Origin of the sequence: Paenibacillus sp. NPDC101420 (assembly GCF_050277435.1) — a bacterium.
Taxonomy (GTDB): Bacteria; Bacillota; Bacilli; order Paenibacillales; family Paenibacillaceae; genus Paenibacillus_AQ.
On the sequence record NZ_JBNNSE010000001.1, the window covers coordinates 862354 to 879280 of the forward strand.

A 16927-nucleotide genomic window follows, 5' to 3' on the forward strand; every position below is an offset into this window, starting at 1 on the left:
ACAAGCACCAGTAACTATTTCATTTGAGCTTGTTCTTCTCTAGTAGGACCAATTACGCCAGGTACACGAAGACCTGCTTGACGTAAGAGGACAGTCATTTGACCACGATGATGTGTCTGGTGATCTATAAGCGATCTAAGCATTGCACCACGAGGCATTAAACCAGCAAAGGTCTGTACACTCTCAACCATTTGCTCGTCCGTTAATTTCTCAACCTCAGAAGCAATATTAGCCGCGATATTCTTATAAGCTTCAACAATCACAGCCGCATGAGCCGGAACTTCCTTCGGATTGCCTACTGGAGTAAGTGTTAACCCTACCTGACCACCAAAAAACATCGGACAGGTTGCCAAGTGCCAACCTAACCATCCCAATGAGTTGTGACCTTCAACAATTACCTGATCTAATTTATCATCGGTAAGTGATTCAAGAACGCGAATTGTCCCTGCAGAAGCGCTTGCCCATTCTCCTAGAAAATCTTGAACTGTTCTGTACATTTGAAATCCCCTTTATTGGTCGTTAAATAACGATTACTTAGTCATACCAATTAAATTATAACCTGTCACAGGGTCTGTTACAAATAATCTAAAGGACCAACATATTTTTCACTTAACTTGAGAAAAAGGGGACTTTCGGAGTATTACTGATTTTGGCATAATATAACGCCCTCTTAATGGTCTCTATTTCATCTAAAATCTGGTCTATGGTTTGGGAGGTTACATTTCTACTCGATTAAATCGCAATCTGAAAGTATTTCCGGTTTATGGCGCATGCTATCCTGATTGGTTATTTTACGGATCACCTTACACGGTACACCTGCAGCAAAAGAATTTTCTGGGATGTCCTGAGTCACGACACTACCTGCACCTATTACGCATCGATCACCAATCGTAACACCTCCACATACAGTTACATTTGCTGAGAGCCAAACATCGTTACCAATGCTAACAGGCTTTGCATAGCATAAAGACGCAGCATCACCATTTTGATCAAGCATTTGCCTACGCTCGGAGGCAACGAATGGGTGAATAGGCGTAACGATGGTTACATTAGGTCCAAAACTCACATGATCACCTATCGTAACCTGTGCATCATCCTGGACTGTAAGGTTATAGTTTCCAAAAAAATGATCACCAATTTTTGTATGAACACCATAATGAAAAAAAATGGGACCCTGGATAAAAGAATGCTCCCCTATGCTATCAAGTAACTGTGACAATATCGCTTCCCGCTCCTCTGTCTGATCCTCAAATGTTCGGCTATATTGACTACTCAAATTGTGGGCGAGAAGCTTTTTACGCTTTAGTTCTATGTTACCTGGATTGTATAATATCCCTTTGAATATTCGTTCTTCTTCTGTCAAATTGTTCACCTCTTTTAGTTTTTAGACAGTAAGTTCAATTTGAATATTTTCTGGCCCTAAAATACTGCTTTCATAATATCCGTCACCTGTGGTCCGTGGTCCACTTAACGTTCTAAATCCCGCTTCTGCCAAATGCTTGGTTAGCAGATCGACTTGTTCCTTACTGCCTAAGCTGAAAGCTAAATGAGTTAAGCCCGTCCGCAAGAGATCATGAACTCCTTCTACCATATCCGGTCTGCTCATAATCTCCAATCTCGCGCCGCCCTCAAACGTGAGAAAATAGGTTCTTAATCCCGTTTTGGGATTATGGTATTGTCGATTTGACTTCGCATTAAAGAATTGACTATAAAATTGTCTGCAGCTTTCTAAATCTTGTACATACATAGCAATATGTTCAATTTTCATAAAAATCTCCTTTCCGTCCCTACATGTATTAGTTTTGAACATAATTCCTCGTAATATCGTTAAGCCATTTAAATTTAAAATAACGTATTAAGGCAATCGGGGCTTTAATAACCTCGTCTAAATTGATGATAATAAATATCGTTAGAGGGGAGAGATGCCACACAAACGCACTCATGTATCCTAATGGTAATATGATGCCCCACATTACAATCGTGTCACACCAAAAGCCAAATCTAGAATCTCCTCCAGCAACAAATATTCCTCCAATCGTCGTGGAGTTTATCGATTTCGGAATACAACAATAAGCACAGACAAGAAGCATTCCACTCAAATATATTTGTGCTTGATCATCCAAATTAACAAGTAGAAACACTATAGGCTTCAGTAATAGCAAAGTAATACCTGCAACAATGCCAAACAAAATAGCATATACATTTAATATTTTCCCAGCTCTTTTAGCCATTTCAATTTCGCCATTGCCTAGATATTTACCAACAAGTACGGAGCCACCACTTGCAATACCTCCACATAATACAATGACCAGATTCTTAACGACCGAGGCAACTGAATTTGCAGCGACCATATCTGCATTGACATGTCCAATAATTGCAGATGTCACAGTTAATGCGCATCCCCAAACAATATAATTTCCTTGGACGGGTAGTGTATACCTCAAAAAATCCTTAATCAAATTACGCTGAACCATGTCACGTAAAGGTAACCTAAACTTTATATTTGATTTGATCGAGTGGATGATACAGCAACCAAATTCAACGATACGTGCCAAAACTGTAGAGAAAGCAACTGCCACTACAGCCTTTTCTGAATTACCCGGATAAAGTATGAAAATACTTAATACATTCAAGAGAATGTTCAATATAAGACACATAGAACTGATCCAGGCACTCACACGGGCATTTTCCATGCTTCTAATTACACTAAAGTACATTTGAGATATTCCGCTTATCAGATAGGAGAACGAGATCACTCGCAAGAAACTCGATCCATATTGAATTAACTCGACGTCAGTTGTGAAAAACCTCATTAATTGATCCGGCATTAACAGCGATATCCCAAAAAAGATAGCGGATATAATAATAGACATCGTACATCCAATACTAAAGACTCGTTCAATTGTCATTAAATCTTTCTTTCCCCAATACTGTGCAGTCAAAATCCCTACACCTGCTGCCAATCCCATGTAAAACAGTGTTAAAACAAATGTAATTTGCCCAGCCAACGATACAGCAGACATTGTAGACTGGTTTATAAAACCTAACATGAATATATCTATTGTCACGGCTAACGATGAAATGAGGTTTTGTAAAGCAATCGGAATGACCAAATTAAGCAATTGACGATTGAAATGCTTATCTCTCATCTCAAACGTGCTTCTTCATCCAGATCTTCCTTAGTGATCTCTTTGTCTTTGTAATAGTATTTTTGGTCGTGTTCATTAATGGTGCGCATCACCCTGCATGGATTACCAACAGCAATAGAGTTAGCCGGAATATCTTTTGTTACAACACTGCCGGCACCAATAACGGTATTTTCTCCAATAATGACCCCTGGACAAATTGTAACATTCGCCCCGATCCAACAATTGTTCTCAATTTTCACCGGATCAGCATACATATATCCTCTGTAATCTGGATGGATTGGATGTCCCACTGTAGCAATCGTTACAGATGGACCGAACATAACATTTTTTCCGATAATAATTTTAGTGTCGTCAACAAAATTACAATTAAAATTAATGTACGTTCCATCTCCAATCTCAATGTTCGTACCATAGCAAAAGTAAAAGGGCGGCTCGATCCACACCTTTGTTTCTTTACCAAATATCTCTTGCATGAGTTGTGTACGTTTTTCTAGATTATCTGGCGCTGTTATATTAAAGGCATGCATTCTTCTTTTTGCCTGTAGTCTGTCTTCAGGCAGTCCTTCACAGTAATCAGTAAATAGTTTACCGGAGGCAATACGTTCTCTCATCGTCATATTTCTGGCTCCTTATAATATCTTTTGGATTTTGTATTATTGTCGAGCAATATCAAAATTGTATAATTTCTTAGTAGTCCTATCCACCGAAATCAAATATAATTCTATTAAAATCGTATTTTGTTTGAGGGAGCTGTGATTGTGAGTGCAGAGCTGGAAGTATTCTCTGATTTATCGGAAGAACTAAATTATAATCTTCCTGATTTTCCGCTATACGTACGAAAAGGAGCACTTAATCATTTCGATAAATATGCAGCAGCATGCCATTGGCATCCGGACTTGGAATTTATTTTAGTACTAGATGGGGAGATGGAGTATTTTGTAAACGGAGAAATTGTACTGATTGAACGAGGTAACGGAATATTCGTTAATAGCAAGCGTATGCATTATGGTTTCTCCACCAATAAATTGGATTGTACATTCATTGTCGTTGCTGTCCATCCTTCACTACTCGGAATAAACACACATGTAGGCAAAGTATATTGGGATGAGAAATTCGGTTCTAATACTGAAGACTATATTATGATTACTTCACAAAGCACGTGGGGAAAGGACATCCTGTATTCCTTACATCGGATTTATGAAGAAATGAACAGCACTCCTTGCAACCCACTACGCCTTCTTTCACTGGCTACATCACTATGTGCAGACGTCGGAGATCATTTACAGAGGGTTCCTGGGCAGATAAATGATGACCAGTCATGGATTGCCGTTTGGAAAATGACAGGATTTATTCATCATCATTTTGACCTTAGAGTAACCCTGAATGACATCGCTACCGCTGGGTCTGTTTGCAGGAGCAGATGCTGCGAGTTGTTTGGCACATACATTGGCCAAACGCCTAATACTTACCTAGTGCGATATCGTATTCAAAAGAGCTCCGAGATGCTGATAGGAACTAATCGATCGATTAGTGAAATTGCGATGAACTGCGGATTTCAAAGTGCGAGCTATTTTTCATCAGTTTTCCGTAATGAGACTGGATTGACGCCTCAGAATTACCGAAAGAAATCTCGAACACCTTCCCATTCAAATTAGCTTATTGACGGGTGCTTCCCAAGATCATTCCGATATTTAATTTATCATTTCCCATTATTTTCTCCTCTATTTGGTTTATCAAAGCGAATGCCAAAGAAGCCAGTAATTCCAAAGTTCTTTGGGTTACTGGCTTCTTTCATTATAATTAAGATACGACGTATGATTCACCTAAAACACGCTTAATACTGTATGACCCCTCTATCATTTCCGTGGCTATAAATGACTCCATATCACTAGATTCAATATCATACAACACTTCAATTTCCTTGGAGAACAAAATGTTTCCTTCCATGATAAGTTCAGAGAGAGGTGGAACATTTTCAGCTTTTACATCACCATTGTAAACTTGTTGAAGTCCGTCGACATAGGCTTCTAATGATCGTGCCCCCACAATTTTAACACCTTTATTTTCTTCATTCACCAAGATAATGGTTGGAAATCCACGTACACCAAGTCTGCCTGCTAACTCAAAATCCTGCTCTAACAAATCTTGTGCCGACCCAAGAGCAGCATCCGCCACTATTTCTTCGCCATTTAGCCCAATGTTGTTGACTATATCAACTAATGTTTTCTCCTCTCCAATATTCTGATTGAAGGCAAATACAGCTTCTCTTGCCTGACGCAAAAACTCATTTTCTTTAGCCGGATATATATTTTGTATAACCTTGTATACTCTAGATGGCGGGTACGAAGAAAGAATCGGATTGTTTTTCCACAAAGAACCATCGATAGGCATACGTGAATGTAAACCGACTTCTCTCCAATGCTCCGCAACATCTGAAGGCTGTTGAATGCCATTGGAGACATCTGCAAAACCATGCCAGCTAGAAAGCAAACCACCCATAATCGTCTTCACGTTAAAATATTGTCCATACTGCAGAATAAAACGATTGAGTACCGGCTCAAGCGCCCAACAGTGGGAACAGATCGGATCAGTTGCATAGTAAAGTGTGATTTTTGGGGACTGTAGATTAAAGTCGATCATTTCCATTTGCTCTTCATCCCCTGGCCCACAGACACCGGTTTTAAGGTCACACATCATATTTGAATTATTCATATATAAATCACCTTTCGCTGGAGAATCAAAGAAAGTGCCCTCTTGTAGAAGTTCTTTGTATGGGAGTATTATAATACCAATACAAATTCAAACAAGTACGTTTATTTTTAATACTAAGTATCTTTAATAATACTATTGGAAAGGAGTTATGTATGAAATACGAATTTAGACTTGATCAATTATGTCCTGCAACCTTCGCATTCCATGTAATCAGCGGAAAGTGGAACCTCCCGATCCTAGCCATTCTTAGTGAGAACGACAACATACGCTATAACGAGTTAAAAAGAAGACTGCATGGAATAACAGGGACTACCTTAACCAACTCACTGAGGGATCTTATAGAATATGGAATCATTCATCGGGAGCAGTATAACGAAGTGCCACCAAGAGTTGAGTATTCTCTGACTTCATCTGGAAAAGAATTAGTGCCTTTAATTGAATCCGTTGTTGAATGGGGACAAAGAAATATTGGGGTGAAGGATAATTCCTAGACTGCTTTCTCACTCCTATTCCTGAATCTCCAAATGCATATACGAAGGCGCTTCATCCCAAGGAACGCTATATCCCGCTCCCTTTGCACAGAACATAGAGCTGGAGGTGTACTCAGGATCAGCGCTGCGGTCGTATCCAATCCTTGCGATGACCTGTTCCGGGTTATGACATGGCTGATAACCGCCTAACTTCATCGAGATTGCTCCCTTGCCCTTCGTGAATGATGCAAGCTCTACTGCATAATGCATGAACGTCGCGACAGGCGCACGTCCCTGAATAAACATCGATTCACCTAGCATTTCTGGCGGGTCAAATTCACCATGGGCCAGCTGTATATCAGACATTACGCGTCCGATAAGCTCTACATCGACTTTGATTTTGAATTGATAATAGGGTTCCAGTAGAATCTTGTTCGCTTGCTCCAATCCCTGCCGCAGTGCCCGCAGTGTCGCCTCCCGAAAGTCACCGCCATGAGTGTGCTTCTGATGCGCCGCCCCGGTTAAAAGCGTTATATGCAGATCGGTGACGGGAGAGCCGGTAAGAACTCCACGATGGTCCTTTTCAAGTAAATGCTGACCGACGAGATGCTGATACCCTGTGCTGAGCTGCTCCACATGGCATGTACTGCGATATGTAATTCCCTCACCACGTTTCGCAGGCGCAAGCCGGAGATGCACCTCTGCATAATGCTTAAGAGGTTCGAAATGCCCACAACCAATCACAATGTCTGCGATCGTCTCTTTGTATAATATCTCTGGCTTGGAGAACGATACCTTGAGCTGGAAACGGTCTAACACCACCTGCTGAAGTACCTCTAGCTGGATCATTCCCATCACATGAACATGAATCTCCTCCAGCTTGTCCTCCCATGTCACTTGCAGCGTAGGGTCTTCGGCTTGCAGGATCATGAAATAGCGTAGCACTTCTCTGGATGATATCCCCAAATTGAATACAACTTTGGATTTCAACGCTGACACAAGACGGGATTCTACTCGATCTGAATGATTACCTATACCCAGTCCAATGGCTGCATCAGTTAGGCCCGTAACGGCAACAAGCTGTCCCGCGGAAGCTTCATCGCATGAAGTATATTTCCCCCCATGATAGATACGAATAGAAGTGATTTTCTGGCTTAACTCCTCATGTTCTGAAGTTCTATAGCAGAGATCCTCCCGTACCCGTAATTTCCCAGCTAATATCTTCATAAAAGTCAGTCGCGTGCCTTGCAGCTCATGACGCACCTTATATACTCGTGCCCCGAATACTGCGTTTACTTCATAAGTCGATTCCATTAGTAGTTGCATCGTCTGCATCCATTCCGCAATCCCCTGATCCATTAGAGCTGCTCCACTCATAACGGGAAAAACCACCCGTTCTTTAACCATTTGTTTCAGCGTAGCCAATACCTGCCCAGGATCAATGTTGTCTTCGAGATATGCCTCCATCAAGGCTTCATCTCGCTCAGCAACGGCGGTAATAACCTCTTCAGGCAGCATGCTCTGATCTAGACCTTTTGCCAAATACAACATATCCGGCGAAAATTGCTGTCTTAACGCTTTTAGCACACGCTGGACGTCAGCACCGGTACGATCTATTTTGTTAATAAATATAAAAGTGGGTATGCCATATTCCTGTAGCAATTGCCAGACCGTCTCAGTATGCCCTTCAATGCCCTCCACAGCACTTAAGATGACTACCGCATAATCCATGACCTGTAAAGCGCGCTCCATCTCAGCTGAAAAATCGACATGCCCCGGTGTGTCAATGAGCTGATACGATTGTTCGTTATATTTCATCACCGCCTGGTCAGCAAAAATCGTTATCCCCCGTGCCCGCTCCATCTCATGACTATCCAAAAAGGCATCCTGATGATCGACTCTCCCCCGAGTCTTAATTCCGGAAGCATGGTATAGGAGCTGCTCTGCGAAGGTGGTTTTGCCGGCATCAACATGTGCTAGCAGTCCGATGGTGATTGGTGATGCTTCTGACAGTTTACAATACATATTTCTACCATCCATTCAGTCAATCTGTTATATAAGAATCGTAGCCGAAATCTAGTAGCTTGTACAGAATCTCTCACCACCGACAGCATGCGGTAACGCCCGAAGATCCATATTATCCAATGACATAACCATCCTCGATGAAGGATTTAGCTAGAATAATATGCAAGAAAGACACTAGACAAGCTATTGAGATGATGATCATGTCCCTATTAACTTATAAAAAAACGGTAACCCTTAACAGAAAGGATTACCGGCTCAATGAATAGTAAGTTTTTGTGGTTTTTCATTTTAAACGAGAATTCACTGTTAGAAAATTCAATGCGATAACGTTAATATTTCTAATCTCCTTAAAACAATTAATCATCTACTCTCTAGACTCAACAGCTTTTTATCTAGAAATGCCTTTACATCTTTAGCAAGCTGAATGGATGCTTCAATTTCCAACTTAGTTGTTGAAACACTTTCAATGCTGCATCCAATTGGAATTCCCTTCTCCAGCCCGAACTCAAATAGTTCTTCAAATATTTTTTGAGATAGCTGAATTGATTTATCCAAAATGTCGTTCGAGTATTTCAACTCGTTTTCTAACCATCCCGGGATACTGATCCCCAACCATTTCATAAATTGTAGTGTTTTCGCTGTGCCACATGGTGCAAGATTAAATAAAATAGGAACCATTTCAAAACCCTTATTTGTATTGTAATAATATAAATCAGACAATAAATTCTTTGATGCCTCTACATTATAAGTTGCCTGAGTGATAAAAAAGCTGCACCCATTGTTAATCTTTTCGACAATCCGTGTATGCTCATCATTCTTTTTTATATGTCTTTCAGGAATGACAACTCCTCCAAAATTCAAATTACTATTTAACTGTTTGCTTAGCTTATAAGCATCTGGTAAATTCAATTCCACCTCTTGCTTACTTGACGAAGCGCCCACATACACGGAAAATCTGTCTTCACTTTCGTCAGTCTTAATCCAATCCGCGAACGAAGCTCTTGTATCATTACCGACGCACCGATAAATTATTTTCGGGACCTCCACTTGTCTTAAATATTTATCACCATAGACAGCCGGATCAATCGTTGGTAAATATGGGTAAGGTCTTTCATGATCAACTCTTTCTGCTTCCTCCTGGACGTCGTAAAGAATTAAAGCATCTAAATCAACGTTTTTAAGTCTTTCAACCTGTTTCTGTGCAATTTCTGATATCTTTTCTGGTGAATGGCTTGCCTTCGGTGGTGTCATCCCATATGTTAAAATACCAGGTTTCTTGCTCAATATTTTTTGTTTAAATGTACTCTCTGCCGCTCCCAAAATAAAAAACTCCTCTACACGTCTCTTTTAAGTTAAGGCTACCATGGCAGGCTTAATATGTATAACTTATATTTACTATATCTAGTTATATTTTAAAGCTATGATTCCCTATTGGTACTTATCGAGTAGTACATCATGGAGGCGGAACTTCTAGATTTTAATGTTGACAACCATTTGGTCTGACTATAATATTAGAAGTCCTGCCAACCTTAAAGTTGGCGATAAGGGGACCGAAAGGTTCATTCTTATTTAAAAAGGGTGAGTATTATGAATAAAGAAGAATTAATGGAAAGCGCACGTAACACAAAGAAAGCTGCTTATGCCCCTTATTCTAAATTTCCAGTTGGAGCAGCCTTATTACTTAAAGATGGAAATGTTATTAATGGAGTAAATGTAGAAAATGTATCTTTTGGTGCTACTAACTGTGCAGAGAGAACAGCAATCTTCACAGCTATTACAAAGGGCTATACTAAAGGTGATTTTCAGGCTATAGCTGTAGCAGGTGACACAATGGATTTTCTGCCGCCATGCAGTATCTGCAGACAAGTATTATCGGAATTCTGTTTGCCCGACATGCCTGTCTATTTAACCAATGAGAAAAAAGAAATCTTAGAGCTGAGTTTAAGGGATTTATTGCCTTACGCATTCAAAAATTTAGATATGTAAAAATAATACCTACCATAGTGGAATATCAAAAACACGCGTACCTGTGTTAGACAAGTACGCGTGTTTTTGTGTTTAAAAGCTTATTTACCTTTATCATTTCCAAAGCATTTCTTACACTAAATTCAATAAATTCTTTATCATAGTCTGTATGTAGTTCTATAGTATCTAAATTATCAAGCAAAATAAGGAATTCACTTTCCAGTTTTTCTATTCCTACATCAAATGCAAAAATATTCGTATTCTTTAAAGAATATATTAACTCACATCCGAGTTCACCAATTAAATCATTTCCCCAGAGAGTTTTTCTGCATGATTCGAAACCAAACAAATTATTATGTGGTGCGGGTACCTGCTCCTCCAAAAAATTAGTATCTACAATTATTCTTCCCTTTTGAATTACACTAATTATCAAACTCATATAGTTAAAACCTCTCAATGAACATCATCAATAATAAAAAAACAAGCGATCCATTGAGATAAAAGATTAACACTTCCTCTCGATGATCGCTTGCTTTTAGTAGCTATGCATAGTCACATTTCTAGTTTTCCCATAAAACATTTATTGGCTCTACCGTTTACCCGCAGCGACTATACCCGCAATTGCCACAAGTCTTACAGCCCTCAATATTAATCAGCGAAGCGCCGCCGCAAGATGGGCAAAGATCACGTGAAGCGCTAGTGTGGTTATGCGCACCATGACTATCATCGGTAGACGTTGCCGCAGGAACGCTCGCTTTCAACTCCGCATTTAAAGCTTCATTGAAATCTTCTAGCTCCAAAGTTGCTGCAATCGGTGCAGGCAAATGATCATCATGAGCGTTATTCAGTACATGAGTCTCCAATGCCTTAGCTACAGCATCTGCAATGGATTCTACTCGATTCGCACCGAAGCCGATTGCACCTGATCCGCCGATACCTTTCAGATGTTTGATTAATAATTCTACCTTCTCACCATGATCTCCATAACGGAGGAACAAGGAGCAGACACGACCGAGTGCTTCTGCCATCGCAAAGACATCAGAACCTGCTTTACCTACATTCAGGAATATTTCTGCCGGTGTGCCATCTAGATCATTGATCGTAATATACGCCATACCAAAAGGTGTGTTAATTTTATAGGTTGCTCCGCGCAGAACCTGCGGACGTTTCTTGTATTGTTTATCCAGCTCTTTAGTAGGAGCTTGAGGTGCTGGGCTTGCCGCTACAACATTTGCACTTGCTTCAGGAGTCGCTGCAACTTCAACTGCTGGAGCTACCTCTTCTACTGCATCTTCCTTCTTCGAGGTTTGCAGAACTTGTACATCACGGCTACCATCACGGTAGATCGTAACGCCTTTACAGCCCAAATCGAAGGCCATTTCATATAGCTCAGCCGTCTCTTCTACTGTGAAGTCAGACGGGCAGTTGGCTGTCTTGGAAATCGAGCTATCTACCCAGCGTTGAATCGCTGCTTGCGCACGAATATGATCCTTAGCTGATAAATCCATCGAAGTCACGAAATAATCTGGCAGCTCTTCACCTGGATGAGCTTCAAGCCATTCTTGGGCGATTGGAACGAACTGCTCATCGTAGCCAAGGCGACTTTGACGGAAATATTTAAAGGCGAAATAAGGCTCAATACCTGTCGAGGTGCCTACCATTGTACCTGTGCTACCTGTAGGTGCTTGTGTTATCACTGTAACGTTACGCATGCCATGTTTACGAATCGCTTCACCAACCTCTGGATACGTTTCGAGCATATTTTTCATAAAACCGCTCATTAAATATTTCTCTGTGTCAAAAGCTAGGAAAGATCCCTTCTCCCCAGCAATCTCTGCAGAAGCAAGGTATGCTTCACGAGCCATAAAGCCGTAAAGCTTGTCCAGAAACGCCAAAGATTCCGGGCTACCGTAACGGATGTTCAATTTGATCATCAGCTCAGCAAGACCCATCGTTCCGAGACCCACACGGCGTTCGTTTTTCTGATTCGCTTCATTTTCCGGGAAATGATAAGGCGTCTTATCAATGACATTGTCCAAGAAACGTACGGAATAACGCGTCGTAGTCGCGAGATCTTCCCAGTCTACATCATGATTCTTCTCATCGTAGAATTTGGACAGGTTCACAGCGGACAAATTGCAGACTCCCCAGCCTGGCAGTCCTTGCTCCCCACATGGGTTCGTACAAATGATCGGATTAAAATACCAGCTGTTGGACATCTGATTGTAGTATTCCATGAACACAACGCCTGGCTCAGCGGATTTCCAAGCGGATTCAATAATGGTGCGCCACACATCACGCGCTTTAACGGTGCGATAATGAATAACGTTTTTGCCTGCAGCCTTCCACTTGTCTAGATCGCCATCCCACACATCGTTGTACTCTGGATCTGTAGTATCCGGAAATACGAGATCCCAATCCAGATTTTCTTTTACAGCCTTCATAAAGCTATTGCTCACACATACCGAAAGGTTCGCATTCGTAACTTGACCCATCGTTTGCTTTACGGTAATGAAGTCCTCCACATCTGGATGCCAGTCATTAATCATGAGCATAAGTGCACCACGTCGGCTACCGCCTTGTTCAATTAATCCAGTGGTATAGCTAAACAGACCGCCCCAAGATACAGAACCACTAGAAGAACCATTAACACCTCTCACAATTGCCCGGCGTGGACGTAGAGAGGATAGGTTAATCCCTACACCGCCACCACGAGCCATAATTTCTGTCATTTCAGCCAACGTCTGCATAATGCCGCCACGGCTATCTTTTGGAGAAGGAATTACATAACAGTTGAACAGGGTTAGTTCTTCACTAGCGCCTGCACCAGCAGCAATTCGACCACCCGGTACGAGCTTCCAATCATCCAGAATCGAACGGAATTTACCCGCCCATTCTTCTTGAAGCTCAGGCGTCTTCTCCACAGAAGCCATAGCTGTAGACAGACGATCCCACATTTCCTCTGGTGTTTTTTCTATATTAAGCGTCAGCTTTTCAACATCTGATTTCACAAGTTCGCCGCTGCGCGTCTTCACGGTTACGATTCTGCCGTTACGTTCTACGATCTCTCCGACTTCCTTCGTGGGAAACTTCGGATCATCTTTTGTTAGAACGAGTACAACATCGCCCACTTTAGCATTATTGCTGTCGGCATCCTTCCAAGCATAACGATCCAAAAATATTTTTTCACTTAGCCCTTCAAGGCGTTGCTTACGTTCCACTTTACCCAATAGAAAAACCTCCCGCAATGTAGTAAATATTAGTTCCAGTTCAGGTGTGGGCGTACATTTTGTGACCCACAACAAAAACTTCCTTACACTTATCTTCCGTCTTACGGGTGTATGTAGGAAGTTCATCTTGTCAATAACAAATAGCAGCTACGCACTTTAAAAAAATCACATTTTCATGCTTTTGTCACAATATATTGTGTGCGTCAGCTTTTAAACTATACCACATATTGTATCGAAGGTCTTTTTCGAAAATAGAGTCAAGCAGCCGAAATATCGCAAACCTTGCCGCGTTTTCTCGCTTTTACTCTCTTTTTTAAAGGCTATCAAGAAAAATAGAAGGTTATGAATTCTCTTGTTTAAGAGCATACTACTCCTACGAATGATGATATAAATTAGCACCTGAGGAGGCTGTACCATGACGCAATTATTCCGTAATTCTCTACCTCACAAAGGTGGAAAGTCAGCGCCTATACTGCCTGTTCCTCTTTCTTTTGACCGGAATTGGCTGCAGGATCTAGAACTCAAACTAGATAAAGGTGGTCCATGGGGAGACTACCGTCTGTCCAAGCTTGCTGTGCAAGGTGAACAAACGGGTCTAGTAACCAGCTTCGATGAGCTGCAATGCATGAAACATTTATCCGGATTATCCCCGCTTCCTCATCAGCTCGATACCGCGCATAAGGTTTTGTTTGAGATGTCGGGCCGCGCGATTCTTGCAGATGAGGTTGGACTAGGAAAGACGATTGAAGCAGGACTTGTACTCAAGGAATATCTTGTCCGCGGTCTAGTCTCTAAAGTGCTTATTCTGGTACCCGCTTCCCTCGTATTGCAGTGGGTCCGCGAGCTGAATGCCAAGTTTGGCATCTCTGCTGTTGCACAGAAAAAAGCATATTCCTGGGGGAATGCGATTGTCGTCGCATCTATGGATACCGCGAAGCGCGATCCTCATAAAGAGATGCTGCTGGAAAATGAATATGACATGTTGATTATTGATGAAGCGCATAAGCTAAAGAACAAGAAATCGACCAATTATCTATTTGTACAGCAATTACGCAAAAAATATTGCCTGCTCCTAACCGCTACTCCCGTTCAGAATGATCTGGGCGAGCTATTTAATTTGATCACTTTACTGAAACCGGGGCAACTAGGAAATCAGGGTGATTTTGCTTCGAATTTCGTCGTTGATAAACGCCAACCTAAGAATGAAGGTCAGCTAAGGGACGAGCTATCGAAGGTGATGATCCGCAATCGGCGTGGCGAAGGTCCAGTTAATTTTACGAAACGAAAAGTCCGTAATATTCCGCTAGTTCTTTCACAGGAAGAGAGAGTATTATATGACGCTGTCACTTCTTTTGTTAAAGATCAGTATCAGGAATCAGGCGGCAATCTTAGCAGCATGCTTTCCTTGGTAACGCTTCAGCGTGAGGTGTGCAGCAGTAGGGATGCCGTCTTCATCACTTTAGTTAATCTGATCAAGAAGCTGCCTGCTGATTCGCCGAAACGCGATCGGATGATGGAGCTATTGCAGACACTTCGTACGGTTAAGACCAATACCAAAGCCGAAACAACACTATCTCTCATTCAAGAAATGAATGAAAAGGTCATCGTTTTTACGGAGTATCGCGCGACTCAAGAATATTTGCTTCAGTATTTCCGCGAACATGGGCTAATGTGTGTTTCTTATTCCGGCGGGATGAATCGTGGTAAAAAGGACTGGATGATGGACCTCTTCCGCGGTCGTGCTCAAGTCATGATCGCTACTGAGGCGGGTGGTGAGGGCATTAACCTGCAGTTCTGTCACCACATGATCAACTTCGATCTGCCTTGGAATCCCATGAGAGTAGAACAACGGATTGGGCGGGTGCACCGGTTAGGTCAGGAAAATGACGTGGTTATCTATAATTTGTCCACGCAGGGCACGATTGAAGAACATATTCTGCATCTGCTACACGAGAAGATCAATATGTTCGAAATGGTCATTGGCGGGCTGGATGTGATTCTGGAGCGCTTTGAGAAGAAAGAATCGCTGGAGAAAAGTTTATACAAAATCATGCTCGAATCCCGCTCCGATGAAGAGCTGCGACATGAGTTAGATCATATCGGTGAATCCCTAAGTGAGTTGACTCAGGGTATTAAAAAGGAAAGTGAGACTTCGACATGACCCTCAACTCACAGGAAGTACGTAAACATGTAATGGATTATCTGGAGGCGACAGAATGCTCCATTATTGAAGTATCGCCCATTCACGTAACTGTAAAGCTATCGCCAAGAGCTGACAGAATGCTTACAGATCGACCTTATTATTGGGGATTCGTGGAGCGTACTGGTGTTGATCCGGAGACACTCTCCTTCACTTTTGTATTTGATCCGGAAAAATACGATAGCCAGGCAGCTATAGAAGTTCCGCCAACGGTAAATCGCAGCATCGGAGCATTGAATCCGCCAATTACCGGAAACCCAGCGATGGGCGCCACAACAGATGCTGAGGCTAGCGCAGATCTATTGAATCCAGCATCACCTGAATCTAATGTGGTTCATGTCCCCTCCTCAAATCCAGAAGATAGCATCCTAGCCCGCTACTTCGGTATTGTACCTGCATTGCCCCGAATTGGGCCCGGTATGATAAGACGTGAAGATATCATCTATGGTAGCAAGCGCCTGCAGCAAATTTGGAGTGCGGCGCAAGATGAAGGGAAATGCCTTTACTTATTTGAAGATCCCGGTAGCAGGCAGCGGAATACACTCTTCTCTGCAGCTTATGAACCGTGGCTCGGCGTCTGCTATAAAGTGGAGATGAGCTGCGATTTGAAACGGGAAGAACTGCATTATCTTGGAATATCGCTGACAAAAGGGACCATCATTGATGACTTTAACACTAAGATAGCCTCGCGGGAGATGATCCCCCGTTTACCAGAAAACGTCCATATTCAGCCTTATGAATTAACAGTGACAGCCGCTACAGATTTATTAGAGGCTCATCTTACCTCTCATCTTGCCGAACTCGATTACACTTGGGCAGAACAGGCACGTGAGCGTCTTAGAATCGAGCTGGCTATCATTGATATTTATTACGGAGAGCTGCTGAAAGAGCCTGATGAAGAAAAACGTTTAGGCACTCAAGAGCAGTATAACCGTCGTCGACAGGAGACCATTTGGCAATATGAGCCGCAAATTGCAGTTTCTGCGATAACCTACGGACTGTTTCATCTGCGAAGCCTATAGAATGCGACCCTACTCGCTAAAAGCAGGCAAAAAAACAAGAGAACTTCCGCCTTCAAGCGCGACAGCAAGCAACAGCCTTTTTATAGCCTGTCCACTACAATAGAGTAAAGCTTAACTTTCCTGACATTTCTTAACAAAGAAAGGTGATCGACGC

General features: G+C 41.9%; 15 protein-coding genes. 5 read left to right on the forward strand and 10 right to left on the reverse strand.

The genetic code is table 11. From position 1 onward, the window contains the following. Positions 1 to 14: 14 nt before the first annotated feature. From ACQKMP_RS03965 to ACQKMP_RS03985, 5 genes are all read right to left on the reverse strand, one after another. Positions 15 to 497, reverse strand: coding sequence for a DinB family protein (locus tag ACQKMP_RS03965; protein WP_042186968.1), 483 nt, complete (start codon positions 495 to 497; stop codon positions 15 to 17). A 227-nt stretch (positions 498 to 724) separates the two neighbouring features. Then, the gene (locus ACQKMP_RS03970; RefSeq protein WP_340968782.1) at positions 725 to 1372 is read right to left on the reverse strand and encodes a sugar O-acetyltransferase; all 648 of its coding nucleotides are present in this window, start codon (positions 1370 to 1372) and stop codon (positions 725 to 727) included. 12 nt (positions 1373 to 1384) lie between these two features. Then, positions 1385 to 1768, reverse strand: coding sequence for a VOC family protein (locus ACQKMP_RS03975; protein ID WP_427468859.1), 384 nt, complete (start codon positions 1766 to 1768; stop codon positions 1385 to 1387). Between the two features lie 28 nt (positions 1769 to 1796). Beyond that, positions 1797 to 3149 (reverse strand): MATE family efflux transporter, encoded by a 1353-nt coding sequence (locus ACQKMP_RS03980; RefSeq protein WP_427468860.1) that lies wholly within the window; start codon positions 3147 to 3149, stop codon positions 1797 to 1799. Continuing rightward, positions 3146 to 3766, reverse strand: a complete 621-nt coding sequence (locus ACQKMP_RS03985) for a DapH/DapD/GlmU-related protein (protein ID WP_340968776.1) — start codon at positions 3764 to 3766, stop codon at positions 3146 to 3148. Before ACQKMP_RS03985 ends, ACQKMP_RS03980 begins: the two co-directional genes overlap by 4 nt. Positions 3767 to 3907: 141 nt before the next feature. On the opposite strand from ACQKMP_RS03985, the gene ACQKMP_RS03990 reads away from it, so the two are divergent. Continuing rightward, entirely contained in the window at positions 3908 to 4804 is an 897-nt protein-coding gene (locus ACQKMP_RS03990) for a helix-turn-helix domain-containing protein (RefSeq protein WP_427468861.1), read from the forward strand. A 145-nt stretch (positions 4805 to 4949) separates the two neighbouring features. On the opposite strand, the gene ACQKMP_RS03995 is transcribed toward ACQKMP_RS03990, so the two are convergent. Continuing rightward, positions 4950 to 5861: a DsbA family oxidoreductase gene (locus tag ACQKMP_RS03995; RefSeq protein ID WP_427468862.1), complete on the reverse strand. Its 912-nt coding sequence runs from the start codon at positions 5859 to 5861 to the stop codon at positions 4950 to 4952. Positions 5862 to 6013: 152 nt separating this feature from the next. Between ACQKMP_RS03995 and ACQKMP_RS04000 the strand changes: the two genes are divergently transcribed. Beyond that, complete coding sequence (locus ACQKMP_RS04000) at positions 6014 to 6352, forward strand: winged helix-turn-helix transcriptional regulator (RefSeq protein ID WP_042126439.1); 339 nt, start codon at positions 6014 to 6016, stop codon at positions 6350 to 6352. Positions 6353 to 6367: 15 nt separating this feature from the next. On the opposite strand, the gene ACQKMP_RS04005 is transcribed toward ACQKMP_RS04000, so the two are convergent. Together ACQKMP_RS04005 and ACQKMP_RS04010 are read right to left on the reverse strand one after the other, a co-directional pair. Continuing rightward, complete coding sequence (locus ACQKMP_RS04005; protein ID WP_427468863.1) at positions 6368 to 8356, reverse strand: GTP-binding protein; 1989 nt, start codon at positions 8354 to 8356, stop codon at positions 6368 to 6370. 360 nt (positions 8357 to 8716) lie between these two features. Further along, positions 8717 to 9676, reverse strand: a complete 960-nt coding sequence (locus ACQKMP_RS04010) for a methylenetetrahydrofolate reductase (protein ID WP_427468864.1) — start codon at positions 9674 to 9676, stop codon at positions 8717 to 8719. A 267-nt stretch (positions 9677 to 9943) separates the two neighbouring features. Between ACQKMP_RS04010 and ACQKMP_RS04015 the strand changes: the two genes are divergently transcribed. After that, positions 9944 to 10342 carry a cytidine deaminase gene (locus ACQKMP_RS04015; protein ID WP_036689594.1) on the forward strand — a complete coding sequence of 133 codons (399 nt, stop codon included), beginning with the start codon at positions 9944 to 9946 and terminating at the stop codon, positions 10340 to 10342. 46 nt (positions 10343 to 10388) lie between these two features. On the opposite strand, the gene ACQKMP_RS04020 is transcribed toward ACQKMP_RS04015, so the two are convergent. Both ACQKMP_RS04020 and ACQKMP_RS04025 read right to left on the reverse strand, forming a co-directional pair. Then, entirely contained in the window at positions 10389 to 10760 is a 372-nt protein-coding gene (locus ACQKMP_RS04020; protein WP_427468865.1) for a hypothetical protein, read from the reverse strand. A gap of 157 nt (positions 10761 to 10917) precedes the next feature. After that, positions 10918 to 13551 carry an adenosylcobalamin-dependent ribonucleoside-diphosphate reductase gene (locus tag ACQKMP_RS04025; RefSeq protein WP_427468866.1) on the reverse strand — a complete coding sequence of 878 codons (2634 nt, stop codon included), beginning with the start codon at positions 13549 to 13551 and terminating at the stop codon, positions 10918 to 10920. 415 nt (positions 13552 to 13966) lie between these two features. On the opposite strand from ACQKMP_RS04025, the gene ACQKMP_RS04030 reads away from it, so the two are divergent. Together ACQKMP_RS04030 and ACQKMP_RS04035 are read left to right on the forward strand one after the other, a co-directional pair. Next, entirely contained in the window at positions 13967 to 15712 is a 1746-nt protein-coding gene (locus tag ACQKMP_RS04030) for a DEAD/DEAH box helicase (RefSeq protein ID WP_076283112.1), read from the forward strand. Further along, the gene (locus ACQKMP_RS04035) at positions 15709 to 16773 is read left to right on the forward strand and encodes a YqhG family protein (RefSeq protein WP_427468867.1); all 1065 of its coding nucleotides are present in this window, start codon (positions 15709 to 15711) and stop codon (positions 16771 to 16773) included. The genes ACQKMP_RS04030 and ACQKMP_RS04035 overlap by 4 nt, the downstream gene beginning before the upstream one ends. The last annotated feature ends 154 nt before the right edge of the window (positions 16774 to 16927 follow it).